Here is a 24,454-nt window from a genome sequence, read left to right on the forward strand (position 1 = left end):
CCGCGCTCGTCCGGCTTACTCGAACGCCTTGTCGTTCGGGTTCGCGTACAACTGCTTGAGCTGCTCGCTCATGGGGAAGTTGAAGTTGATATTCTTCGGCGGCACCGGCGTCTCGAACCACTTCTTGTACAGGGTGTTGATCTCGCCGCTCTTCATCACGCCAGCGAGCGTGTCGTCCACCAGCTTTTTGAACTCGGTGTCGCCGTGCTTCATCATGAAGCCGTACGCTTCGAACGACTGCGGCTTGCCCGTCACGATCCAATCGTCGGGATTGCGGCCCATCGTGCGCGCACCGGCGAGCAATACGTCATCCATCATGAAGGCCTGAACGCGTCCGCCCTGAAGCATGGTGAACGACTCGCCGTAGTCTTTGCCGGAAATGACATTCATGCCCATCTTCTTCTCGTTGTTCATCTTGTTGAGGATGCGCTCCGAGGTCGTGCCGGCATTAGTCACCACGGGTTTACCCGCCAGATCCGGGAAGTCCTTGATGCCGGAGTTCTTGTTCGTCAGGAGGCGCGTGCCCGCGATGAAGAAGGTGTCCGAGAAATTGACCTGCGACTGGCGCGCCGTGAGGTTCGTCGTCACGCCGCACTCGATGTCGACCGTGCCGTTCTGCACGAGCGCGATGCGGTTCTGCGACGTGACGGGAATGAAGCGAACGTGCAGATCGGGCTTCTTCAGACGCGTTTTGACGGCGTCGACGACCTTGTTGCACAGGTCCTGCGAGTAACCGATGACGTTATGACCGTTGTCGTAATACGAGAACGGAATCGACGATTCGCGATGGCCGATGGAAATCACGCCGCTGCTTTCGATCTTTTGCAGCGTCTCCGATGCGCCCTGCGCCAGCGCCGCACCGGCCGCCAACGTCATCGCTACGGCCAGCACCCCGCGCATCACCCCGGTCAATCGCGTCTTGATCATGTCCTGCTCCTGAAATGGTCTTTCCCTGATTCATGATTGAATCATTTGTTTCATGTTAATTTGTTTGCAACAAATGATCAAATCATAGTTAACCCGGAAAACCACAGGGAGTGCCTCACGGCGTGAGACGTGACGGCGCGGCGAACCGATGACGGAGACTTACGGGGAAGATGGGGCTGTGCGGCGGGGACGGGCGAGGCGCCGCTGACGAACGGCGTTGCAACGGGTGTTGCGGCGGTTACAGCAAGCGAATCAGCAGGTTGAAGACGAGCGAGAGCAGCACGGTCGAGGCGAACGGGAAGACCATTTCCTTCCCGCGCCAGCGCAGACGCACGTCACCGGGCAGGCGGCCGATGCCGAGTTTGGTCAGCCAGGGAGCGGCAGCCGAGAGGACGCAGATCGCGAAGAAGATGGTGAACATCCAGCGAAACATCGGGGCGACCTCTCGGTTAGGCGTGATTTGGACGTGATGTCGGCGTAGCGGATCAGAGGGCGTGACTACGGTCGCCATTGACGAAGCCGACCAGACCGGCCCATTCGTCCATCGCGCGTCCGAAGGCAATGACCTTGAAGAGCTCGCCCATCTCCGCCTCGGAGAGCAGTTTCTGTGCGGCAGCGGCAGCGGGCATGAACGTCTCCGGATCGGTCGGGTCGAGCGCGCTCATCAGATCGACGATGCCCGCATTCATCAGGAAACGCGCCTGCGACGTGAAGCCCAGCAGATCGAGACCGGCTTCCACACCGGCGTCGGCGATGCCCGAAAACTCCACGTGTGCAGTGATGTCCTGCAAGCCGGGGTAATAGAAGGGGTCGTCGTGCGCATGGTGACGGTAATGGCACATGAGCGTGCCGCCGGCGCGCTGCGGATGGTAGTACTCGCGCGCGGGGAAGCCGTAATCGATCAGCAGTAGCACGCCGCGCGCCAGCAAGGGGGCGACGCTGCGCACGAAGGCCGAGGCCGCTTCGTGCGTTTCCGTCAGGTATTCCTGCGTCGGGGGCAGATCGGCCAATGCGTTGAGCGCTTGCGGCAGCGGGCCGGTGTAGCGCCGCTCTTCCCACGCGAAGCCTTCAGGCGTGAGCACAACGCCGCGCTCGAACCAGACAGGCTCTGCGCTGGCATCCGGACGGCGCGCCCACAGGCGCACCGGCATGGCGTCGAGGACCTCGTTACCGATCATCGTGCCGTGAAAGGCGTCGGGCAACCGATCGAGCCACGTTACGCGATCCAGCAGGTGCGGTGCGGCCTTCTCGATGGTGGCGCGCTGGCGGGCGCGAAGCTCGCCCGAGAGTTCCATGATCGAGTACTGCCCGCACGGCGTGCCTTCGGCGTCGAGGGCGAGCAGCAGATCCGCGGCGAGGCGTCCGGACCCGGCACCGAATTCCAGTACCTGTGCGTCGCCCGTTTGTTCGAAGATTTCACCGATCTGGCGCGCGAGCGTGCGCGCGAAGAGCGGCGTGAGTTCCGGTGCGGTGACGAAGTCGCTGCCGTCGGCGGCGAGGCGTCCGAACTTGGCGGCGCCGGCGGCGTAATAGCCGAGGCCGGGCGCGTACAGGGCCAGTTCCATGAAGCGATCGAACGGCAACCAGCCGCCGTTAGCGCCGATGGCGTCGGCAAGATATGCCGTGAGGCGGCGCGAGTGTTCGAGCGCGTCCGTCTCCGGAACGGGTAAACTATGGGGTTTCGGTGCGGCCTGATTCATGCGGGCATTGTAACGGAGACGGTGCGGACTGGCTGCTATGGTTGAGATAGTGCGTCTGCAGGCAATTTCGACGTGTTTTGCGCCGATTTTTGCTGGTTTTCGATTGTTTTTGCGTGTTTTTCACCAGTTTGCGCAACGCCCGGCCTCTGCTCGACCTCGATTCGAAGCGCTGCCGGAAAATCGCAGGCTGCCGTGTCCCGCTGCCGCTGACGCCTCAGACCACCCGAAGTTCGTTCATCCGCCCGCTCTGATACAGGAATTCGCCGCATGACCGTTGCATCGACGCCACGCCCTGTCCCCGACGCCAACGACGCCGCTCGCACGTCCGACGTGCCGCACGCGTCGTATGCGTCGCGCGTTGCGTTGGTGACGGGCGGCGCGCGCCGCATCGGACGCGCCATCGCGCTGAAGCTCGCGAGCTTGGGCTGGGACGTCGCCGTGCACTACGAGCGCTCGCACGACGAGGCGCTTGAAACGGTGGCCGCCATCGAGGCGATGGGTCGCCGGGCGGTCGCGCTGCAGGCGTCGCTCGCCGACGAAGCCGCGACCATCGCCCTGATCGGGCGTTGTCGTGAGGCGCTGGGCGTGCCGACGTGTCTGGTGAACAATGCGTCGCGCTTCGAGTACGATTGCGCCGATGATTTCGGCTATCAGGCGCTGGAGCGCCACATGCGCGTCAATGCAGGCGCGCCGCTGGTGCTGGCGCGCGAGATGCACGTGGCGCTGGGTGAGACCGGGCGCGGCGTCGTCGTCAATCTACTCGACCAGAAGCTGGCGAATCCGAACCCCGATTACCTGTCGTACACGCTGTCGAAGGCGGCGCTCGACGTGGCGACGACCTTGCTCGCGCAAGCCTTTGCTCCGCGCTTGCGTGTGGTTGGCGTCGCCCCCGGCGTGACGCTCGTGTCCGTAGACCAGACGCCGGCAGGCTTTGCCGCCGCCCATGCGTCGACACCGCTGGGCGCGTCGTCCACGCCGCAAGACATCGCCGAAGCCGTGGCCTATCTGGCGCAGGCGCCAGCCGTTACTGGCACGGTGTTGTATGTGGACGGTGGCCAACATCTCGCGAGTTCGTCGCGCGACGTGAAATTTCTGACCGAGCCGGCCGATGCCGACCGGTCTCGTTGATTGTCATTACGAGTCTTCAAAATGCATAGCGCTCTTTCCCACCCCCGCCTGATGGACTGCCGTCGCATGTTCCTGCGCGACTACGAGGTGTTCATCAACATCGGCGTGCACGATCACGAAAAGCGTGGCGAGCAGCGCGTGCTGATCAACGTGCAACTGTTCGTCCCGCTCGCCGAGAGCACGCCCACGGAAGACAAGCTCGACGAAGTCGTGGACTACGACTTCATGCGCGAGACCATCGCCAGGCGTGTGGGGCAGGGCCACATCCACCTGCAGGAAACCCTTTGCGACGACGTCGCGCGTGCGCTGCTGGCGCATCCGCGCGTGCGTGCCGTGGGCGTGTCGACCGAGAAGCCCGACGTCTACCCCGATTGCCACTCGGTCGGCATCGAAGTGTTTCAGATGAAGGATGCCTGACATGAGTGCCGTCATGCCCGAGACCGGCGCGCCACTGGCCGCGACCGGCAATGCCGCTGCCGCCGACAGCGTGAAGAAAGTGCAGAAGCTCGCGTTCGAGAACAACAAGCTTGAAAAGCGCCTGTTCCGTCTGACGGGGCAGGCCATTGGCGACTACAACATGATCGAGCAGGGCGATCGCGTGATGGTATGCATGTCCGGCGGTAAGGACAGCTACGCCATGCTCGACATTTTGCTCAAGCTGCGCGAGCGCGCCCCGATCGACTTCTCCATCGTTGCCGTCAACCTCGATCAGAAGCAGCCCGGCTTCCCCGAACACGTGCTGCCGGATTACTTCCGTTCCATCGGCGTGGACTTCCACATCGAGAATCAGGACACGTATTCCATCGTCAAGCGCGTGGTGCCCGAAGGCAAGACCACCTGCTCGCTGTGCTCGCGTCTGCGTCGCGGCATTCTGTATCGCGTGGCTGGCGAACTCGGTGCGACGAAGATCGCGCTTGGCCACCATCGCGACGACATCATCGAGACGCTGTTCCTGAACATCTTCTATGGCGGCAAGCTCAAGGGCATGCCACCGAAGCTGCAATCGGACGACGGCAAGAACGTGGTGATCCGACCGCTCGCGTATGTGCGCGAACCGGACCTCGAACGTTATGCCGAGTACAAGCAATTCCCGATCATTCCGTGCACGTTGTGCGGCAGCCAGCCAAACCTGAAGCGCGCCGAGATGAAGTCGCTCATTCGCCTGTGGGAGAAGCAACACCCGGGGCGCATCAAGTCGATTTTCAGCGCGTTGTCGAACGTGGTGCCGTCGCATCTGATGGACACGAACCTTCACGACTTCCGGAATTTGCGTGCGACGGGGCAACCCGATCCGCTCGGCGACATTGCCTTCGACGAAGCGCCCTGCGGCGATGAGGACGATGCGGGCATCATCCGCATCAATCAATTGACGCAATTCGACGACTGATCGACATCGACATCGACGGCTGACGTACGACCGGCGAGCATTTTGCGAACCGAATCGTGCGCCGGACGGCGTCCCCGGCGATCCCCGCGCTGTCATCGGCCGGGGACGCGAAATCCCGACACACTGACACAAGCCTCCCACTTTCGAAACGTCACGACGCCATGAATATTGTGATTCTCGCCGCCGGCATGGGTAAGCGCATGCGCTCGAAGTTGCCCAAAGTGTTGCAGCCGCTGGCCGGCCGCCCGCTGCTCTCGCACGTGATTGCGACCGCGCGCCAACTTGCGCCGGGCAAGCTCATCGTAGTGATCGGGCACGGTGGCGACGCCGTGCGCGAAGCCGTGTCTGCGCAGGACATCCTGTTCGCAGAGCAGGCGCAGCAGTTGGGGACAGGGCACGCCGTGCAGCAAGCGGCGTCGCAGCTCGACGAATCGGTGCCGACCCTCGTGCTCTATGGCGACGTGCCGCTCACGCGCGTCGAAACGTTGCAAGGGCTGCTCGATGCGGCGGGCAACGACAAGCTGGGCGTGCTCACCGTGGATCTCGACAACCCGACGGGCTATGGCCGCATCGTGCGCGATGCGGCAGGCAACGTGCAGCGTATCGTCGAACAGAAAGACGCCAATGAGGCCGAGCTGGCGATTCGCGAGATCAATACGGGTATCGTCGTCGCCCCGACGCGCGCGCTCAAGGCGTGGCTCGGCGGCCTGAAGAATCAGAATGCGCAGGGCGAGTACTACCTGACCGACGTGATCGCCTGTGCGGTGGCGGACGGCGTGCCCGTCGTCACCACGCAGCCGACGTTTGCGTGGGAGCCGAACGGCGTGAACGACAAGGCGCAACTGGCCGAACTGGAGCGCGACTATCAGCGCAATGCGGCGGGCGCGCTGCTCGCGGCTGGCGTCACGCTGATCGATCCTGCGCGCTTCGATGTCCGTGGGGAAGTCGTCTGCGGCACCGACGTCTCCATCGACGTGAACTGCATCTTCGAAGGCAAGGTCGCGATCGGCGACGGCGCGACCATCGGGGCGAACTGCATCATTCGCAACACCACGATCGGTGCGGGCACCCGTATCGAAGCGTTCAGCCATCTGGACGGCGCAGTGGTCGGGGCGGATGCCGTCATCGGACCGTATGCACGTCTGCGTCCCGGTGCCGATCTGGCGGACGACGTGCACATCGGCAACTTCGTGGAAGTGAAGAACGCATCGATGGCGAAGGGTTCGAAGGCGAATCATCTGGCGTACGTCGGCGATTCGACCGTGGGCGCGCGCGTGAATATCGGTGCGGGCACGATCACTTGCAACTACGATGGCGCGAACAAGCACCGCACGGTTATCGAGGACGATGTCTTCATCGGTTCGGACACGCAGCTCGTAGCGCCCGTCACGGTTCGGCGCGGTACGACGATTGCCGCAGGCACGACCGTCTGGAAAGACACGCCGGAAGACGCACTGGTGCTCAACGGCAAGACGCAGGAAGCAAAGACGGGTTATGTCCGCCCGCGTAAGCAGAAGCAGTAAAATCGGCGGTTATGTGCTGGCGCGCGCTCCATTGACGTGCGCTGGTGAATAAACACGGATCTCATCCGATAGAACGAGCCAGAGTTTCTGGCACTGAGGAAGGCGAATATGTGCGGCATTGTCGGCGCGGTGGCGCGGCGGAATATTGTACCGGTGTTGGTCGAAGGTTTGCGTCGTCTCGAATATCGTGGCTACGACTCCTGTGGCGTGGCTGTGCTCAAGGATGGTGTGCCGCAACGCGCACGCAGCGTCTCGCGCGTGGCTGACCTCGACGAGCAGCTTGCGCAAACGCAACTGACGGGCGAGACGGGTATTGCCCACACACGCTGGGCAACGCACGGCGCGCCGGTCACGAACAATGCGCACCCGATTTTCTCGCGTGACGAAGTGGCGCTGGTTCATAACGGCATCATCGAGAACCACGAAAGCCTGCGTGACGAATTGCGGGGTCTTGGCTATGAGTTCGTGTCGCAAACCGACACCGAAGTCATCGCCCATTTGATTCACCACATTCTGTCCAATGGTGCGGCAGGCGATCTGTATCAGGCGGTTCGTCTGGCGACGCGTCGTCTGCATGGCGCCTATGCCATCGCCGTGTTTCGCAAGCAGGAGCCGCATCGCGTCATCGGTGCACGTGCGGGTTCGCCCCTCGTGGTCGGTGTGGGCGAGGGCGAAAACTTCCTCGCGTCGGACGCGTTGGCGCTAGCTGGCACAACCGATCAGTTCATCTATCTGGAAGAGGGCGATGTCGTCGAACTCACGCTGGACGGTGTGAAGATCGTGGATCGTAACGATGCGGCTGTCGAGCGCGAAGTGCGCACCGTTCAGGCTTACACGGGTGCCGTCGAGCTGGGGCCGTATCGTCACTACATGCAGAAGGAAATCTTCGAGCAGCCGCGTGCCATCGGTGACACGATGGAAGGCGTCGAAGGAATTTCGCCGACGCTCTTCGGCGAGAAGGCCGAAGCGATGCTCGGCAACGTCGACTCGATTCTGATTCTGGCGTGCGGCACGAGCTACTACTCGGGCATGACGGCGAAGTACTGGCTGGAGTCGCTGGCACAGATTCCGACGCAGGTTGAAGTGGCGAGCGAGTACCGTTATCGCGACAGCGTACCGAATCCGAAAACGCTGGTCGTGACGATCTCGCAATCGGGCGAGACGGCCGACACGATGGCGGCGCTGCAGCACGCGCAATCGCTGGGCATGACGAACACGCTGGCGATCTGCAATGTGGGGACGAGCGCGATGGTGCGTCAGACCGCGTTGCATTACCTCACGCGTGCGGGCACGGAAATCGGTGTGGCGTCGACGAAGGCGTTCACGACGCAGCTCACCGCGCTGTTCCTGTTGACGCTGACGATTGCGAAGTTGCGCGGTCGTCTGAGCGCGGCGCAGGAGGCGGATTACCTCACGCAGTTGCGTCACCTGCCGTCGGCACTGCACAGCGTGCTGGCGCTGGAGCCGCAGATCATTGCCTGGGCCGAAGAGTTTGCCCGTCGCGAAAATGCGCTATTCCTGGGTCGTGGTCTGCACTACCCGATTGCCCTGGAAGGCGCACTCAAGCTCAAGGAAATCTCGTACATCCACGCCGAGGCCTATCCGGCGGGCGAACTGAAGCACGGTCCGCTGGCACTGGTGACGGATCAGATGCCTGTTGTGACGGTGGCCCCGCGCGACGCGCTGGTGGAGAAGCTCAAGTCGAACATGCAGGAAGTCCGTGCCCGTGGCGGACAGTTGTATGTGTTTGCCGATTCGGACACGGAGATCGCGAATGCCGAAGGCCTCCATGTGATCCGTATGCCGGAGCACTACGGCCAGCTGTCGCCGATTCTGCACGTCGTGCCGCTGCAACTGCTCGCCTATCACACCGCTTGCGCTCGTGGCACCGACGTCGACAAGCCGCGTAACCTGGCGAAGTCGGTCACGGTGGAGTGATGTGACGAAGGGGCGGGTGTTCACTGTTCAGAAGAAATAGAAACGTATTTCCCGGCAGGGAAAACGCCTTCTGAAAAAGGGCGGGCAGACTCCCGGAGACGCCCCATGAAATCAGGCCGGAGACACAATCAGTGTCCCGGCTTTTAAAAGGTTCATTGAGCATTACCGGGGAAGGCGGCGCGGATTTTGAGGAAGAAGTATTCCTGGTCTCGGTAGCCGTAGGCGCGCCGCTTAATGACCTTGATAGTGTTGTTAATGCCCTCAACGATGCTGGTGTTTAGACGATGTCGGCATCTGGCCAGGATGCCATGCAGATAGCCTTTCAGACGCTGAGCGAAGGTGTTCAAGGGGGCTATTCCGCTTTGCTCGGCCTGCTCGCACCAGTGGTGCCAGGCTTGTTTTGCCCAGGCAGGTCTTCGGTAGAACCAGAGCCGCTTGAGTTCGTCCCTCAGGACATAGACCGTCAGCAGCGGCTGGTTGGCTTGCAGCAATTCGTCGAGCCGGACGGCCTGCTGCCGGTCTAGCTTGTCGCGGTTGCGCAATAACAGCCAGCGGCTCGATTTGATGACCCGGCGCGCGGGACGGTCCTGGCGCAGTTGGTTGGCCTGATCCACGCGCACCCGATCAATGACCTCTCGTCCGTACTTGGCCACGACATGGAACAAGTCATAGACGATCTCCGCCCGTGGGCAGTGGGCCTGGATTTCTAACTCGTAGGCCGTAGTCATGTCGATGGCTACGGCCTTGATGCGTTGGGCGACCCCACGCGGCAATTGCTCGAAGAACGCCCGAGCCGTCTCGCGTGAGCGTCCTGGGCCGATCCACAGCACCTGCCTGCTGATCGGATCGACGACTACCGTCGCGTACCGATGCCCTTTATGCAGGGCGAACTCGTCCATCGCTAAATACTCGATCCTGGACCAATCCGGTTCGCGCACTGACGCTCGGAGCCGGGCCTTGTCCAGCGTCTTGACGGTATGCCAACCCAGCTCGAAGAACCTCGCCACCGCCTGCACGTTGCTCGATTGCAGCAATTGGCTGCAGGCCGCCGCAAGCCGATCCGTCACCCGCTGGTAGCGACCCAGCCAAGTAAGCCGCTCCAGGCGCGGGCCACCGCATTGCTCACACAACAAGCGCCGGCGTGGAACATGAAGAACAACCCGGTACTCAAATAACGGCAGATCTCGCACCCGGCGCACCGTGGTCTCATGGACCTGGCGACATCGTGCGCCGCACTGCTCGCACAGCATCACCTTGGCGGTTGGCTTCAAATAGATCGACAGCGTGCGCCCTGTGCCCTCGGGCCACTCCACGCGTTCGACGGCATAGCCCTGCCAGCCTCCCAGCGACTCCAGCAGCTTGCGATCCAGCATCTCCACGCACTCCTGATGGCAAATTCCTGCCATCAAGAGTACGAAAACTTGTCAAATCCCTCCACGCTATTGCGCGATGAACCTTTTTTTTTTTGCGCAGCGAGCGCTCGAGATTTATAGGGCGCAGGCGGTGGCACTGACGTCCGTATGAGACGACGCTGTTGATGCGACCCCAAGGAGACGATACGTAAGCGTCACTCTAAGGCCGTCTTGACGATCAGAGCTTGACCTCTGAGAGCCGCTGATTCGTCAGCACGAGATCGAAAGCGGCGGGATCGAAGCTGCCGCCACACCTCTCGAGGAAGTGGTCGTGTTCCTCGTGCGTCGGATCGGTGATCGCTTCGAGGAAGTCGGCATATCCTGGAACTCCACCGACGTCTTCCGGTGGACACGCATTCTGCCCGTCCAGGCACAGCGGCCGGCGCATGTCTGGATCAGGCGTCAGCGCCTTCTCGACCTTGATCCGATGCTGCCAGTTGTCCCCGTAATCGTAGACGTAGGTGAATGACTTCAACCCGCCCAGCGCCTTCGCCAGCGTGACCCGTGCTTCATTGAGCATTGGCGGATCGCTCTCGAACCCGAAGTCATCCGGTTCACCATAGTTGGTTTCGCCGAAGACGAATTCGTGCAGGTGCCCGCCCTCCCAGCCCATGGCCAGCAGTAGCACGACATGCAGCTTGCCCAGCCGGATCGAACCGGGAACGATGATTCGGCGCCAAATCGCAGGCTTGATGTACTTCAGCTCAACGCGCAGTACGTAATCGGGCACTGGCGCCTTGACTCGGCGCACAGCAGGTCTGAGGGGGTGGACCATCGGATTGATTCTCAGGCGGCGTGCTGCTCGACGTGTTCGGCTGACATCAGGCTCCACGGCAGCAACTCGTCGATGCGGTTGATGGGATGATCGGCGATGCGCTCAAACACCGTGCGCAGGTACGCAAACGGATCGAAGCCGTTCAGGCGTGCAGTACCGATCAGGCTGTAGATCACCGCCGCGCTTTCGCCGCCGCCGTCTGAGCCTGCGAACAGATAATTGCGCCTGCCGAGGACCAGCGGCCTGATCGCACGCTCCGCCGTATTGTTGTCCACCTCGACGCGCCCGTCTTCGCAATAGTGTGTGAGTGCGTGCCAGTGCCCCAGCGAGTATCTGATCGCCTTGGCCAACCCCGACTTCGTCGAGACCTGTGAGAGCGAGTGTTCGAGCCAAGCCTTCAGCTCGGTGAGCAACGGTGCCGAGCGTTGCTGACGCGCAGACAGGCGCACGTCCGGCGTCTGGCCGCGAACCTCGCGTTCAACAACATATAGCGCCCCGATGCGGCGCAGTGCTTCTTCGGCAATCGGTGAGCTGTCCAGCTTGTACAGGTCGTAGAACTTGCGCCGCGCATGCGCCCAGCATCCGGCCTCGATGACCGTGCCGTCACGATACAGGGCGTCATACCCGCTGAAGGCATCTGCCTGCAGGATTCCCGTGTAGCCCGCCAGATGTTCCCGAGGTCGCTCCCCTTTGCGGTCGGGTGAGTACCTGTACCAGACTGCTGGTGGCGCACGGCTTCCTGCCGGGCGGTCATCGCGCACATAGGTCCACAGGCGCGCCGTGCGTGTCTTGCCACGCCCCGGCTCCAGCACAGGCATGGGCGTGTCGTCGGTATGGATCTTGTCTGCATCGCGCACGTAACGACCAAGTGCATCGGACAGCGGTTGCAGCAGCGCAGCTGCTTCACGCACCCACGAAGCCAGTGTTGCCCGATCCAGTTCGATGCCCGCGCGTCGATAGATGCCGGCCTGCCGGTAGAGCGGCGTATGGTCAGCGTACTTCGCGACGACGACCTGTGCGAGCAGCCCCGCACCCGCCATCGAGCGTGCTATCGGCCGCGAAGGTGCCGGCTCCTGCACGACTGCGGCACAGCGCGGGCAGCTCAGCTTCGGACGGACGTGACGCAGTACCTTGAAGTAGCCGGGCACATAGTCGAGCACCTCCGAGACGTCCTCGCCGAGTGCTCGCATCTGTTTGCCGCACTCCGGGCATCCGCAGTTTGACGGCGCATGCACAACCGTTTCGCGAGGAAGATGGGCAGGGAAGTGCCGCGACTTGCGGCGCAGCGGGACAACGTTCGTTGTGGCTGATGTATCAGCAGCCGTATCAGCATCGGGCACCTTCGACGTCGCGGTCATGGCCGATTCAGCAGCGGGCAGTTCACCGAGCGCGAGCTGCAACTGGTCCATCAGTTCGGTCATGCGCTCCGATGACCGCCCATACTGCCAACGCTTGAGTCGCGAGATCTCGGCCAGCAACTGTGCGATGGTCTCGTCGCGCGAAGCAACGATTCGCTTGAGTGCGGGGATGTCATCGGGCAGATGGCTAGCTGGCATGCGTGCCAGTGTAAATGAAGCCCACGGGTTTGTGGACCCTCGCTTCCCCCTTTACGCCGCGTGCGTCGGCTGCCACGTCCGCTCGGGATGCCGCCAATCAATCCCCTCGAGCAGCATCGACAGTTGGGCGGCAGATAGATGGACCGTTCCTGAATCCGCTTGTGGCCACACGAAGCGTCCGCGCTCGAGTCGTTTCGCGTACAGGTTCATGCCGTCGCCGCTCCACCATAAAATCTTGATGAGGTCACCGCGACGCCCGCGAAACAGGAAGATGTGCCCCGAGAAGGGGTCACGTCCGAGTGCTGACTGCACCAGTGCGGCAAGCCCATCCATGCCACGGCGCATATCGGTAATGCCCGCTGCCAGCCAAACGCGGGTACCGCTTGGCGGCGCAATCATGCTGGCATCAGGCAGCGCAGCACGAGGCGCAACTGCACGGGGTCGACCATGCCCGTGACACGTACACGGGCACCGTTTAGTTCAATTTCGATGCCCGATGCTGCCGGCACGCTCTCGCGATGTGGCTCGACAGACTGTAGAGCGGGCGACACCGGTTCTGCTCTCTCGCCGCTCGGTGCATCAGGTAGCGCTACGGGCAGCAACACCGCTGTGCTGTGCCCCGTCCCTTCAAAAAGTCCCGCTCGCAGTTGCCGACGCCACTTGAACACCATATTCGAATTCAGCCCGTGCACCTGCGCGAGCTTGGCCACCGAAATACCCGGCTCGCATGCCGCGACGGCAACTTGCCGTCGGTACTCTGGTGTGTAATTCGGTCTGCCTTTACGGTTCGAAGGCTTTACATTCCGTGTGTCCAAAGTAGTCCCCACCACTTGAAGTAACGGACATCACTTTGGACACCGCAGGAACCTTTGTCCATGCGGCCTTCAAGTCACGCTTACGACGATACGGCTTCTCGCGCAAGCGGTTCCGCCATTACAACCAAGGACACATCTCCATGCGACGCCGTTCAAACTCGCGAATTTCGGGTGAATGCAATAACGTTGCTCCAACCTCATCAAGGCCCTCAAGCAGAGCGTGCCGTTGGCTATCGGGAATATAAAATTCAAAAGTTCGCCCGCACGGCAGCAATACTAGGCGTGAGTCCAAATCTACTGTCAGCGAACTACCACGCTTCTCCGAAGCGTAACCCGCCAATTCCGAAATGACGTCTTCGGGAAGGGCAATCGGCAACAGTCCATTCTTGCAGCAGTTGTTGAAGAATATGTCCGCAAAACTCACGGCAATCAGTACTCGAAACCCGTACTGAAATAGCGCCCAAGGCGCATGTTCTCGTGAGCTGCCGCACCCGAAGTTTCGGCCGGTCAGCAGTATCGAACCGTCCGCGTATGCAGGTTCGTTGAGCACGAATTCCGTATTGACGACCCTCTCACTCGCTGGCTTGCCGTAATAGCCTTCATCTCGATATCGCCAGGCATCAAAAAGGTGCGCTCCAAATCCGGTTCGCTCAATCGACTTCATAAACTGCTTCGGAATGATCGCGTCAGTGTCGACGTTATCGCGGATGAGGGGCACGACCGTCCCTGTATGTCGAACAAACGGCTCCACTATTTCCCTCCATCCATGTTCATAATTTGGCGGACGTCCACAAATCGCCCCTTTAGAGCCGCCGCGGCTGCCATCGCAGGGCTTACCAGGTGCGTTCGGCCGCCTGCTCCCTGACGTCCTTCGAAGTTGCGGTTCGACGTACTCGCAGCGCGCTCGCCGGGTTCCAGCTTGTCCGCGTTCATCGCCAGGCACATGGAGCAGCCCGCTTCGCGCCACTCGAAGCCCGCTTCCAGGAACACCTTGTCCAGCCCCTCGCTTTCAGCCTGGCGTTTTACCAACGTCGACCCGGGCACAGCGAGTGCCAAACGCACATTTGGCGCAAGACGGCCTCCGAGTTTGCGAAGCACATCTGCCGCAATTCGTAAGTCTTCGATTCGACTATTGGTGCAAGACCCAATGAATACTTTGTCCACGGGGATGTCGGTCATTCGCGTCCCCGCTTTTAGGCCCATGTACTCGAGAGCGCTTTCGTACGCCGCTCGTTTTGTGTCGTCGACAATAGTCGCCGTATCCGGCACATTGCCGAGAATGTCAGTCACCATTTCGGGTGAAGTCCCCCAAGTGACCTGTGGTCGCAACGTGCTCACATCGATGAATACTTCAGCGTCAAATCGCGCGTCGTCGTTAGAGCGCAAATCCGTCCATTCGTGTGACGCGTGAATCCATTCATCTCCCTTGGGTGCACACGGTCGTTCGCGGCAATAGTCCAGCGTCGTTTGGTCAACACCAACGAGTCCCGCCCTCGCGCCGGCCTCTATCGACATATTGCATAGCGTCATTCGACTTTCCATCGACATAGCTCGTACGACGCTTCCTGCGAACTCGATGGCATGGCCTGTCGCTCCCGCCGTACCGATGCGCCCGATTATCGACAGGGCCACATCTTTTGCAGAGCACCCATCCGGTAGGCGACCTTCCACCGTCACCCGCATGTTCAGGCTTCGACGTGTCACCAACGTTTGCGTGCTGAGTACGTGCTCGATTTCTGACGTGCCAATCCCAAAGGCAAGTGCGCCCAGTGCCCCATGGGTGCTGGTATGAGAATCACCGCAGACTACCGTCATCCCTGGCAGCGTGATTCCGACCTCCGGCGCGACGACGTGAACAATGCCCTGAGAAGGGTCGCCCATGCCGAAGTGCTGAATTCCAGTCATAGCGGCCTTTCTTTCCAATGCTGCAACCTGGGTCCGCGAGACTTCATCTTCGATGCCCGCAGTCCGATTCGTTGTCGGGACGTTGTGGTCCGCCACGGCCAAGTTCGCTTTGGCGCGCCAGACCGGTCGACTCTCCAACCGCATCGCTTCAAACGCCTGCGGACTGGTCACCTCGTTGATAAGATGCCTGTCGATATATAGCAGCGAAGTTCCATCCGCTTCCGTACGAACGACATGAGCGTCGAATATCTTGTCGTATAGCGTGTGCCCCATATTTGGCTCCTTGCTGGTTTATGCGCTCGCCGACGGACGGATGCGCTCCAGTTCGCGTTCATCTGCCCGTTGCACGTCAGTTAGCATCACTAAAAGTAAAGCCGCAGAACCCCAGCGACGAGTTCCGCGGCTAGACTAAGCGCATCGGTGCCAACTAAGCTGGCGCAGCCTCGGCTGACAGTCTCGGAAGTGCGCCGGGGCCATTCCCATCAGCAATGAATTGCGTAGATGTCCAGGCCCATGCTTCCTTTTAGAAGCGATGTTGCATTCCGAGCATCGTTCCAAATTGGTTCGCCCCGGTCACAACCGAGCCGCCAGCCGAAATCGGAACGCTGCCGTTTTCGCTATTGCCCACCCATCCCACCATTCCGTAGACGGACGTGCGTTTGGACAGCGAATAAGTTGCACGGCTCACGAGCAAGGTGGCGTTTGATTTCGACTTCACCTGGTAGCGGAGCGCCTGGAAGTCCAATGCCCATTCGATGGTCGGCAAATAGGTCGCGCCGAGAAAGTAAATGTCCGACTGCAGTGAGGCGGCACCCGCATCGACGTTGCGGTGAATCCATCCGCCGCCGACTCGTCCCCACGACAGCTTGTAATAGGCGTTCACAATGCCTCGGGAATCGGTGTATGCCGCGCTGGTGAGCGGGGCAGCCGCGCCTACGTTCCCGCGCATCTGGTCATACGATGCCGCGATGCCAAAGTCTTGATAGTCATATCCGATGAGCCCGGTGTACTGCTTGCACGCGCGGAAATTACCTGCGACCTGGCCAGGGCACCCCGTCGCCGACGGGCCACCGGCGTTTGCAGTGTCACGCCCGAAGCTATAGGTAGCCCCCAGAGTCACGCCATGGAACTTGCCCATGTAGCTCACGGCGTTATCGCTACGTGTGTTCGCGAGATACGGGTCGAAGCTCGCCATCGACATATTCGATGGCCCGATAATGTCGGCATTGAGCGTCGCGAAGAAGCTCATATTGTTCTGGCGACCAATCAACACCGTGCCCCACTCGCCCGCAAGACCAACGTTGGCCTGACGGCCAAACAAACGACCGCCGTAATTGAGGCTACCGGTGCCCGGCTGAAATCCGTTTTCGAGTGTGAACACCGCCTTAAGCCCGCCTCCCAGGTCCTCAACGCCGCGCAAGCCGAATCGGGACGGTAGTTCGCCGGTCAGCGTCGGCACACCAACGAAACTTCCGCCAGCCGCCGCCTGGTTGTAATAGACAACGCCGGTGTCGATGATGCCGTACAGCGTCACGTTGCTTTGTGCATTTGCCGTCGTGGTAAGCAGCGCGAGGCCTGCTGCCATTGCGAGTCTGAATTTCATTGCTGTCCCCAGTTTTTTGATTTTTAGGTTCAATCGAGTAATACGTGGATGACGAAGCGCGGGATGGCGCTGCCCTTGTAGCGCATCCGAAGCCCGCACGTCAGGGAATATGCGCGACCAGTAGGTGCAGGAGCACCGTTTATTGCGAAGCCGATGACGGCACAGCGCGTGCTTTCGTCCCGGCTCGTACCTCTCCCGCCAGAAGCACCGCGAAGAGACCGCATGCCAGCAGCAGAGGTGCCGTCAGTGCCGCGGAGTACGCCAGGCGAGACCAGTCGGCGGCGATTAGCACACCCGCGAGTGCCGGACCAATCGTGCCGCCGAGTCGACCGAAGCCGAGTGCTAGCCCGGTCCCGGTTGCGCGATATTCCGGCGCGAAGACTCGGGGAGCCAGAGCATATAGACACACGACGGCACCATTCGAGAAGAAGCCAACCAGCGCTGCCATGACAATCAAATTCAGTGTGGTCGGCGCGATTTGCGTGAACACGACCATGCATACAAAGCACGCGACGAAGTACACGATAGCCATGCGCTTCAGTCCGAACCGTGCCGTCGCGAGCCCCAGCGCAACACCTCCGACGACCCCGGTCAGGTTCATCACGACAGAACCGGAGATTCCGCTCGACACACTCAACCCCATGTCGACGAGCATCTTCGGCATCCAGTTGAGAAGGAAATAAAAGGTCATCATGACAAGCAGGAACGCCGCGCACGAGATGGCGGTGGTTCGGCCCTGCTCACCGCGGAACAAGCCCGCCAATGTTGGGCGCACGTCGCCGGCGACCGGCACGGGGAGCTCGCTTACGGGCGAGTGGCCAAGTTTTCCCAATACCCGGTTGACCTTTTCCAATGCCCCCGGCTTGCGGCGCGTCACAAGAAAATCCAGCGATTCCGGCAGAAACACCAATGCCACTGGGAACATCAACGTGGACAGCGCGCCTCCGGCAAGGAAAACGGAGTGCCAACCGTAGTGCGATACGAGATATACGGCGAGCAGCCCTCCGATGGAGGCGCCGACCGAATACCCTACCGTCATCATGCTGATGTTCAGGTCGCGGCGACGCTTCGATGAATACTCCGCGACCAACGTGTTAATGCTCGGCAGCACTCCGCCAATTCCCAGGCCTGTAACGAAGCGCAAGACCGCAAGTTGCAGGACCGTGGCGGAGAACGCTGATGCAAACATGCCGACAGACAAAATCACAAGACACGTCAGCACGGTCGTGCGTCGGCCGAACTTGTCTGCCAGCGGAGCGATGGTAATAGAGCCCACCGCAATGCCCGCGATGCTCGCACTGAATAGTCCGCCCAAAGCAGCAGGATTCAGACCCCACTCCTTGGCTATCGACGGTGCCGTAAGCGCAAGCGCAAGCACGTCGAAGCCATCCAGCATGTTGATTGCTACACAAACCGCTACAACCGCGATTTGAAAGAACGACATATTACGGTCTTGAATGAGCGCGCCGAGCCCGGTCGCACTCTGAGGTGCACTGTGCTGCATGGTTGTCTCCAGTTTTATTTGATTTGTTTTGATGCAGCGAGGCTCATGCCTCGCTTATCTGGTGCTTATGCTGCGTAGAGCCAGTTGACTGCCGAAAACTCATCACCCGGTCGGTGTGCGAGAAGTTCATTTCGCACTTCTGCGCCAACGGGCTCCATGTGGATGATTTCGCCAAAGATGCGAGCGGTGTGCTGCACTCGTGCCGTACGCGGACGACGCACGCTGGTGTACTTTTCCAGTGCGCGTGCGAGGTCGTGTTCATGCTCGGCCACAGCATCTGCCAAGGCGAGCGTGTCCTCGAGTGCTTGGGCAGCCCCTTGTGCCAGGTACTGAAGCATCGGATGCGCGGCGTCGCCAAGAAGGACGATACGACCGCGCGTCCACTCTCTGATGGGTTCGCGGTCGAACAATGGCCAGCGACGATTCGTCGCAATCATCGTCAGGGCGTCCTTCACATCCGGACACGCATCCGCGAAGCGGCGTACCAGCTCTTCCTGTGTGCCCCAGTCGTCGCTGCCGGGCACATAGTTGTAAGTTCGGAAAACTGCCACCTGGTTGTAGAGCTCTCCTCGACGAACCGGATATTGGACCAGATGCATATTGGGACCAGTCCACATCATCACGTTGTCGACACCGGCATGGGTCGACATACGGTCCATTGGAATCGTCCCGCGGTATGCGACATATTGCGAACACACCGGCTCACTTGCGCCAACCAAAGCGCTGCGGACCACCGAGTGCAAACCGTCGGCCCCGACAAGCAGTTCGCACCGATACGCCGACCCATCGGCGCAACGGGCCTCGGCTGCATCCCCCAAATCCATCACGTCAATGACGTGCTTGTTGGTTTCAAGAGAAATATTCACGTTGGCCTGACACGCCTGCAGAAGCGCTTCGAGAAGGTCGCTACGGTGCATGACGATGTAAGGATGCTTATAGAGGCCCCGGAACTTCTCGCCGAGGTCCAGCGATGTCACGTGTTCACCCGACGGCGCGTCCATCCACACCAACTGTTGAGGGAATACAGCGGTTTTCCAGACACTGTCCAGAACGCCCAGGCGGGCCAGCGCTCGCGAAGCGTTAGGGGCAAGCTGAAGGCCTGCACCTACCTCTTTGAATTCCGGCGCACGCTCGATCACGTGCACCTTGCGGCCTCGCTGTGCCAGGGCAAGTGCCGCCGCCAATCCGCCAATCCCGCCACCGACCACGAGTGTGGCTACCGATTTGATATTGCTCATTCCGTTCCCCCTTCTGCTGCGCTCATTCTTAGTCCGGCCTCACGCGGCACGGACCTTCACTTGCATCTGACCGACCTTCTCGATTGACGCCGTGATGACATCCCCCGGAATCACAGGACCCACACCGTCGGGAGTACCCGTAAAAATGACGTCCCCGGGCAACAAGGTGTAGTAGCTCGACGCCCAGGAAATGAGCTTCGGAATGTTCACGACGAGGTCACGTGTATTGGCTTTCTGGCGCAATTCGCCGTTCACATGAAGCTCGATTTCGAGCGCGCTCGGGTCACCCACTTCGTCAGCCGTCGTGAGCCACGGGCCCAGTACGGAATAGGTGTCAATGGATTTGCGCAGCGAGCGCTCTTCCGGCCCACGAATGGTCATATCCAACCCGATTGCATAGCCCGCTACGTAGTGCATGGCGTCCGTTTCGCTCACACGGTCGGCGGTCTTGCCGATGACGACGGCAAGTTCGAGTTCATGGTCATTACGACGCTCAAGATGGCGCAACGCCACACCGTCGCCCGGCCCCACCAGCGAACTGCTGGCCTTAAGAAACAGTCCGACCTCTTCGATTTTCTTGAGGTGATGCGCGTGAAACGTCGTGGGGTCGCTCTGCGCCTCGGCCATGTGTTTGAGGTAGTTCACAGGTGCGGCGGGAAGCTTGCTTGCGATACTGACGGGGCTGTTAAGCACAACGTCACTGAGCGCGAAACGTTTTGCATTCGGGGCCAGCTCGATGGCCAACTTCCTAATCTGGTCGAGATGTTCAATGACTGGGTCGCAATAGGACACCGGCCAGCGCTGTGCAGGAAGGCATTCGATGGCAGCGGTGATGTCGAGCACTTCGTCATCCTGGACGAGACCGAGCCTGTCGTTATTGAAACGGCAAATACGCATTTTTTACTCCGAACTTGGGTTGGCGCGAGCTCAAGCAGACTTCCGTTCCTGGAAGAAGCCGAGCTTTTTATGAAGAGGGGCGTCGTCAATACGTAGCAAGAACGCGGGGCCCTTCGCGGTATCTGCGCGATGAGACAGTTGAGCGAACGTGGATGCGGTGAACGTGTCGCCGGCAGACCAAGCGAACGTCTTTCCGTCCACACTGGACTCGCCGCTGCCCTCTACAACATGGAATACCGCGCCGGGAGACCGACGTGCAGGCGTCAGGTCCTGGCCTGCCGGAAGCATGATTGCGGTGAAACCCAAAATGGGCAGGCAGCTCTCGCCCGTCTCCGGATTGACGTACGACAGTTCAACGGACTCACCTTGCGCCACGTTATCGGCAAGCTCGATGAGCGCTGCACGTGTTGTCTTCCACGGGAACCGCAGCATTGGATACGGATTGGTGCGCTGAAGCGAGTGCGCCACGGCAAGGCCATTCGAACGAAAACGGCTTTGCATCGTGGCCTGACCGTCTTCCTGGTTGCAGCTTGCACGCCCCGGCTCCGCGTACGAAGACTCGACTGCTGTAAATACCGGCAAATCAAGCACGTCGAGCCACGTGAACGGGCCGACACCATCGTGGCCGTGGTCATGCCACTGGCCCGAAGGCGTGAGAATCACGTCCCCCGGCTCCATGTCGCAACGTTGACCGTTGACTACTGTAAAGCCGCCCTTTCCTTCAATTACGACGCGTGCCGCGCTCGGAGAGTGGCGGTGGGTTGGCGCGGTCTCGCCCGGAAGAATGAGCTGAATGCCCGCGTAAATCCCGCCGGTAGCCTGCATCGCGGCCTGACCCCGGCCGGGGTCACTCAGGACCAGCACGCGACGTTCGGCTTTCTCGACCGGAACCTGCTCACCGGCCTGTAGCAAAAGGGGGCGGACGTCCTGGTAACGCCAGAGGTTTGCCGACGTAAGTCCCGCCGGGAGGCCATGTGGCAAGGCGTTCGAAAGATGCTCCCAGAGTGGCGTCAGCTTGGCGTCGGCCAGCGCACCGCGGTATTCCCTTGAGAGCTCAGTCGTCTCGTGTTCCATCTCAAATCCTTCGTCGTTCGAGTCTGCCAAATTAATCACCGATATGATAATCACAATAGTGATTATCAGTAGTGGGGTTAACCTGAGGTACCATGCGCTACGAACGTCAGCGCCTATAAGAATGAGACATGGAAGACATCAGCCTCGAACAGATTCTGTACAACAAGCCCGGATTCCTCATCCGCCGCCTCCAGCAAATCGGCATCACGGTGTTTTTGGAAGAGACCGCAGAATTCGACACGACGCCAGTTCAGTACGGCGCCCTGGCTGCCATCCGTGCCTATCCCAACATCGACCAGCTTAGGCTTGCGCAGGCAATCGGATTCGACCGCAACACCATCTCCGGTGTGGTCGAACGCCTCGAAGCGAAGGGACTGGTATGTCGGTCGACGGGAACCGACCGACGAACGAAGCTCTTGTCGCTCACACCCGAAGGCGCAGCCCTGCTGGAGCAAATGTATCCGGGTACGGAACGCGCTCAGGCTCGCATTCTTAAGGGACTGACCGAAGCCGAAAAGGCGACGTTCATCAAGATGCTTCAACGCGTGGTAGAAGCGAACAATGAGATTAGCCGCGTTCCGGTATCGTCACCGAAACGCGATATTTGAGCGCAGCCTTCCGTACTGGTATCAACGCAACCAGTCCCGCAGAGCCGTCGATTCAGGCGTGCATACACCTAGGGCGTCAGGTCCTTTCGCTACCTGACGCTCGAGCAGTTTGCTCGGGCGCATGAAGAACAGCAGTTTTTACCCTCGGCTTTTAAAAGGTTCATTGAGCATTACCGGGGAAGGCGGCGCGGATTTTGAGGAAGAAGTATTCCTGGTCTCGGTAGCCGTAGGCGCGCCGCTTAATGACCTTGATAGTGTTGTTAATGCCCTCAACGATGCTGGTGTTTAGACGATGTCGGCATCTGGCCAGGATGCCATGCAGATAGCCTTTCAGACGCTGAGCGAAGGTGTTCAAGGGGGCTATTCCGCTTTGCTCGGCCTGCTCGCACCAGTGGTGCCAGGCTTGTTTTGCCCAGGCAGGTCTTCGGTAGAACCAGAGCCGCTTGAGTTCGTCCCTCAGGACATAGACCGTCAGCAGCGGCTGGTTGGCTTGCAGCAATTCGTCGAGCCGGACGGCCTGCTGCCGGTCTAGCTTGTCGCGGTTGCGCAATAACAGCCAGCGGCTCGATTTGATGACCCGGCGCGCGGGACGGTCCTGGCGCAGTTGGTTGGCCTGATCCACGCGCACCCGATCAATGACCTCTCGTCCGTACTTGGCCACGACATGGAACAAGTCATAGACGATCTCCGCCCGTGGGCAGTGGGCCTGGATTTCTAACTCGTAGGCCGTAGTCATGTCGATGGCTACGGCCTTGATGCGTTGGGCGACCCCACGCGGCAATTGCTCGAAGAACGCCCGAGCCGTCTCGCGTGAGCGTCCTGGGCCGATCCACAGCACCTGCCTGCTGATCGGATCGACGACTACCGTCGCGTACCGATGCCCTTTATGCAGGGCGAACTCGTCCATCGCTAAATACTCGATCCTGGACCAATCCGGTTCGCGCACTGACGCTCGGAGCCGGGCCTTGTCCAGCGTCTTGACGGTATGCCAACCCAGCTCGAAGAACCTCGCCACCGCCTGCACGTTGCTCGATTGCAGCAATTGGCTGCAGGCCGCCGCAAGCCGATCCGTCACCCGCTGGTAGCGACCCAGCCAAGTAAGCCGCTCCAGGCGCGGGCCACCGCATTGCTCACACAACAAGCGCCGGCGTGGAACATGAAGAACAACCCGGTACTCAAATAACGGCAGATCTCGCACCCGGCGCACCGTGGTCTCATGGACCTGGCGACATCGTGCGCCGCACTGCTCGCACAGCATCACCTTGGCGGTTGGCTTCAAATAGATCGACAGCGTGCGCCCTGTGCCCTCGGGCCACTCCACGCGTTCGACGGCATAGCCCTGCCAGCCTCCCAGCGACTCCAGCAGCTTGCGATCCAGCATCTCCACGCACTCCTGATGGCAAATTCCTGCCATCAAGAGTACGAAAACTTGTCAAATCCCTCCACGCTATTGCGCGATGAACCTTTTAAAAGCGTGTCGGACTAAAACCGGGGGCAGGTCACATTCACCGACGCCTTCGGCCAGCTCGAAACGAGGCACCTAATGCGGGTGCCTCGTTTGTTTTGTGGGTTCAGCGATGTCGACGTGCGTCGTTCCCGGACATCGGTAACCTAAGTCGCTGCCGACCAGACTGCGAGTTCGTAACCGTCGGGATCGAGGAAGTGAAAGCGGCGACCGCCGGGAAACGAGAACACGGGGCGGCTGATCGTTGCCCCTTCGGCTTCGATACGGCGCCGTGTTTCGGCGAGGTCGTCCGCGTAGAGGATCACCAGCGGGCCACCGGGGCGAATGGCGTCTCCCGTCGTGAGGCCACCCGTGAGGCGACCGTCGCTGAATTGGGTGTAGGTCGGACCGTAGTCGGTGAAGGTCCAGCCGAACACGCTGCCGTAGAACGCCTTGCTGCGCGCGATATCGGAGACGTTGAATTCGATGTTGTCGATCTGGCGATCGCGGCCCGAGTGACTCATGTCGGCTCTCCTGCGGAAGTCGGTTCGTCGGGAAGCGCGTAGCGGAAGTCGTAAGCGTGCTTTCCTTCGGTGATCTCGATGACGAGGCTGCCGGTCAGGCCTGTCAGCGCATCGGTGCCGGAATCGGGCACGACGGTAATGGACTGCGTGGGCACACCGCGCGTCATCGTCGAGCTGTGTTGCAACACAAACGTTCCGTTGCGTCCATGAAGTGCGCCGCGCACGGTTTCCATGGCGACGTAACCCGCTGAGCCGGGCGTACCGCTGCGAAACGCCAGCATCTCTCCCTGACCGGTTGCACTCAGATCCCCGTGATACGTCTTGTCCAGCGAGAGACGGCTAAATCCGGTGTCCTGCGCAACGGCACTCAACGCTTCCGGCCCGAGCTGAACATCGAAAAGCCCTTTGGCGGTTTGATTCACTTTTGTACTCCTCCAGTCGAATACAAATACTGTGTTTTTGTACAGTATCGAGTGTACGCAAACTTGCGCAGGAT

At 60.6% G+C, this 24,454-nt stretch carries 24 protein-coding genes; 6 read left to right on the forward strand and 18 right to left on the reverse strand.

Features of this window, described 5'->3' with window-relative positions; genetic code table 11:
• Positions 1–15 precede the first annotated feature (15 nt).
• From MB84_RS01430 to MB84_RS01440, 3 genes are all read right to left on the reverse strand, one after another.
• The gene (locus MB84_RS01430; RefSeq protein WP_046290472.1) at positions 16–927 is read right to left on the reverse strand and encodes a glutamate/aspartate ABC transporter substrate-binding protein; all 912 of its coding nucleotides are present in this window, start codon (positions 925–927) and stop codon (positions 16–18) included.
• A 238-nt stretch (positions 928–1,165) separates the two neighbouring features.
• Positions 1,166–1,360, reverse strand: a complete 195-nt coding sequence (locus MB84_RS01435) for a DUF2905 domain-containing protein (RefSeq protein ID WP_044453465.1) — start codon at positions 1,358–1,360, stop codon at positions 1,166–1,168.
• A gap of 52 nt (positions 1,361–1,412) precedes the next feature.
• Positions 1,413–2,627 (reverse strand): class I SAM-dependent methyltransferase, encoded by a 1,215-nt coding sequence (locus MB84_RS01440; RefSeq protein WP_046290473.1) that lies wholly within the window; start codon positions 2,625–2,627, stop codon positions 1,413–1,415.
• A gap of 267 nt (positions 2,628–2,894) precedes the next feature.
• Here MB84_RS01440 and MB84_RS01445 point away from each other — a divergent pair, with 267 nt between their 5' ends.
• The 5 genes from MB84_RS01445 (at position 2,895) to glmS (ending at position 8,603) form a co-directional block, all read left to right on the forward strand.
• On the forward strand, positions 2,895–3,755 hold the full coding sequence (locus tag MB84_RS01445) for an SDR family oxidoreductase (RefSeq protein WP_084009554.1): 861 nt from the start codon (positions 2,895–2,897) through the stop codon (positions 3,753–3,755).
• 21 nt (positions 3,756–3,776) lie between these two features.
• Complete coding sequence (locus MB84_RS01450) at positions 3,777–4,172, forward strand: dihydroneopterin aldolase (protein ID WP_046290474.1); 396 nt, start codon at positions 3,777–3,779, stop codon at positions 4,170–4,172.
• 13 nt (positions 4,173–4,185) lie between these two features.
• Entirely contained in the window at positions 4,186–5,142 is a 957-nt protein-coding gene (gene ttcA, locus MB84_RS01455; protein ID WP_046293294.1) for a tRNA 2-thiocytidine(32) synthetase TtcA, read from the forward strand.
• Between the two features lie 161 nt (positions 5,143–5,303).
• Complete coding sequence (glmU, locus tag MB84_RS01460) at positions 5,304–6,665, forward strand: bifunctional UDP-N-acetylglucosamine diphosphorylase/glucosamine-1-phosphate N-acetyltransferase GlmU (protein WP_046290475.1); 1,362 nt, start codon at positions 5,304–5,306, stop codon at positions 6,663–6,665.
• A gap of 108 nt (positions 6,666–6,773) precedes the next feature.
• Positions 6,774–8,603, forward strand: coding sequence for a glutamine--fructose-6-phosphate transaminase (isomerizing) (gene glmS, locus MB84_RS01465; RefSeq protein ID WP_046290476.1), 1,830 nt, complete (start codon positions 6,774–6,776; stop codon positions 8,601–8,603).
• A 152-nt stretch (positions 8,604–8,755) separates the two neighbouring features.
• Here the strand turns inward: glmS and MB84_RS01470 are convergent, their stop codons facing one another.
• From MB84_RS01470 to MB84_RS01525, 12 genes are all read right to left on the reverse strand, one after another.
• Complete coding sequence (locus tag MB84_RS01470; protein ID WP_046289972.1) at positions 8,756–9,976, reverse strand: ISL3 family transposase; 1,221 nt, start codon at positions 9,974–9,976, stop codon at positions 8,756–8,758.
• A gap of 217 nt (positions 9,977–10,193) precedes the next feature.
• Positions 10,194–10,790, reverse strand: a complete 597-nt coding sequence (locus MB84_RS01475) for a plasmid pRiA4b ORF-3 family protein (RefSeq protein ID WP_046290070.1) — start codon at positions 10,788–10,790, stop codon at positions 10,194–10,196.
• A gap of 11 nt (positions 10,791–10,801) precedes the next feature.
• Positions 10,802–12,346: an IS66 family transposase gene (gene tnpC / locus MB84_RS01480; protein ID WP_046290069.1), complete on the reverse strand. Its 1,545-nt coding sequence runs from the start codon at positions 12,344–12,346 to the stop codon at positions 10,802–10,804.
• 51 nt (positions 12,347–12,397) lie between these two features.
• Positions 12,398–12,745 (reverse strand): IS66 family insertion sequence element accessory protein TnpB, encoded by a 348-nt coding sequence (gene tnpB, locus MB84_RS01485; RefSeq protein ID WP_046290068.1) that lies wholly within the window; start codon positions 12,743–12,745, stop codon positions 12,398–12,400.
• Positions 12,742–13,176, reverse strand: a complete 435-nt coding sequence (gene tnpA / locus MB84_RS01490; RefSeq protein ID WP_052652849.1) for an IS66-like element accessory protein TnpA — start codon at positions 13,174–13,176, stop codon at positions 12,742–12,744. Before tnpA ends, tnpB begins: the two co-directional genes overlap by 4 nt.
• Before the next feature lie 103 nt (positions 13,177–13,279).
• Entirely contained in the window at positions 13,280–13,912 is a 633-nt protein-coding gene (gene leuD, locus MB84_RS01495; RefSeq protein WP_046290477.1) for a 3-isopropylmalate dehydratase small subunit, read from the reverse strand.
• On the reverse strand, positions 13,912–15,339 hold the full coding sequence (gene leuC / locus MB84_RS01500) for a 3-isopropylmalate dehydratase large subunit (RefSeq protein WP_046290478.1): 1,428 nt from the start codon (positions 15,337–15,339) through the stop codon (positions 13,912–13,914). Before leuC ends, leuD begins: the two co-directional genes overlap by 1 nt.
• Positions 15,340–15,589: 250 nt before the next feature.
• The gene (locus tag MB84_RS01505) at positions 15,590–16,669 is read right to left on the reverse strand and encodes a porin (protein WP_046290479.1); all 1,080 of its coding nucleotides are present in this window, start codon (positions 16,667–16,669) and stop codon (positions 15,590–15,592) included.
• Between the two features lie 139 nt (positions 16,670–16,808).
• A complete protein-coding gene (locus tag MB84_RS01510) occupies positions 16,809–18,173 on the reverse strand; it encodes an MFS transporter (RefSeq protein ID WP_052652851.1) in 1,365 nt (454 codons plus the stop codon).
• A 65-nt stretch (positions 18,174–18,238) separates the two neighbouring features.
• The gene (locus MB84_RS01515) at positions 18,239–19,411 is read right to left on the reverse strand and encodes an FAD-dependent oxidoreductase (RefSeq protein ID WP_046290480.1); all 1,173 of its coding nucleotides are present in this window, start codon (positions 19,409–19,411) and stop codon (positions 18,239–18,241) included.
• 39 nt (positions 19,412–19,450) lie between these two features.
• The gene (locus tag MB84_RS01520) at positions 19,451–20,308 is read right to left on the reverse strand and encodes a fumarylacetoacetate hydrolase family protein (RefSeq protein ID WP_046290481.1); all 858 of its coding nucleotides are present in this window, start codon (positions 20,306–20,308) and stop codon (positions 19,451–19,453) included.
• A gap of 30 nt (positions 20,309–20,338) precedes the next feature.
• Complete coding sequence (locus tag MB84_RS01525) at positions 20,339–21,382, reverse strand: cupin domain-containing protein (RefSeq protein ID WP_046290482.1); 1,044 nt, start codon at positions 21,380–21,382, stop codon at positions 20,339–20,341.
• Positions 21,383–21,510: 128 nt separating this feature from the next.
• On the opposite strand from MB84_RS01525, the gene MB84_RS01530 reads away from it, so the two are divergent.
• Positions 21,511–21,990, forward strand: coding sequence for a MarR family winged helix-turn-helix transcriptional regulator (locus tag MB84_RS01530; RefSeq protein WP_046290483.1), 480 nt, complete (start codon positions 21,511–21,513; stop codon positions 21,988–21,990).
• A 160-nt stretch (positions 21,991–22,150) separates the two neighbouring features.
• Here MB84_RS01530 and MB84_RS01535 read toward each other — a convergent pair whose 3' ends face one another.
• From MB84_RS01535 to MB84_RS01545, 3 genes are all read right to left on the reverse strand, one after another.
• A complete protein-coding gene (locus MB84_RS01535; RefSeq protein WP_046289972.1) occupies positions 22,151–23,371 on the reverse strand; it encodes an ISL3 family transposase in 1,221 nt (406 codons plus the stop codon).
• A 230-nt stretch (positions 23,372–23,601) separates the two neighbouring features.
• The gene (locus tag MB84_RS01540; protein ID WP_046290484.1) at positions 23,602–23,958 is read right to left on the reverse strand and encodes a VOC family protein; all 357 of its coding nucleotides are present in this window, start codon (positions 23,956–23,958) and stop codon (positions 23,602–23,604) included.
• Complete coding sequence (locus MB84_RS01545) at positions 23,955–24,380, reverse strand: DUF3224 domain-containing protein (protein WP_046290485.1); 426 nt, start codon at positions 24,378–24,380, stop codon at positions 23,955–23,957. Before MB84_RS01545 ends, MB84_RS01540 begins: the two co-directional genes overlap by 4 nt.
• Positions 24,381–24,454: the final 74 nt, after the last annotated feature.

The sequence above is a fragment of the Pandoraea oxalativorans genome (genome assembly GCF_000972785.3).
In the GTDB taxonomy this organism is placed as follows: Bacteria; Pseudomonadota; Gammaproteobacteria; order Burkholderiales; family Burkholderiaceae; genus Pandoraea; species Pandoraea oxalativorans.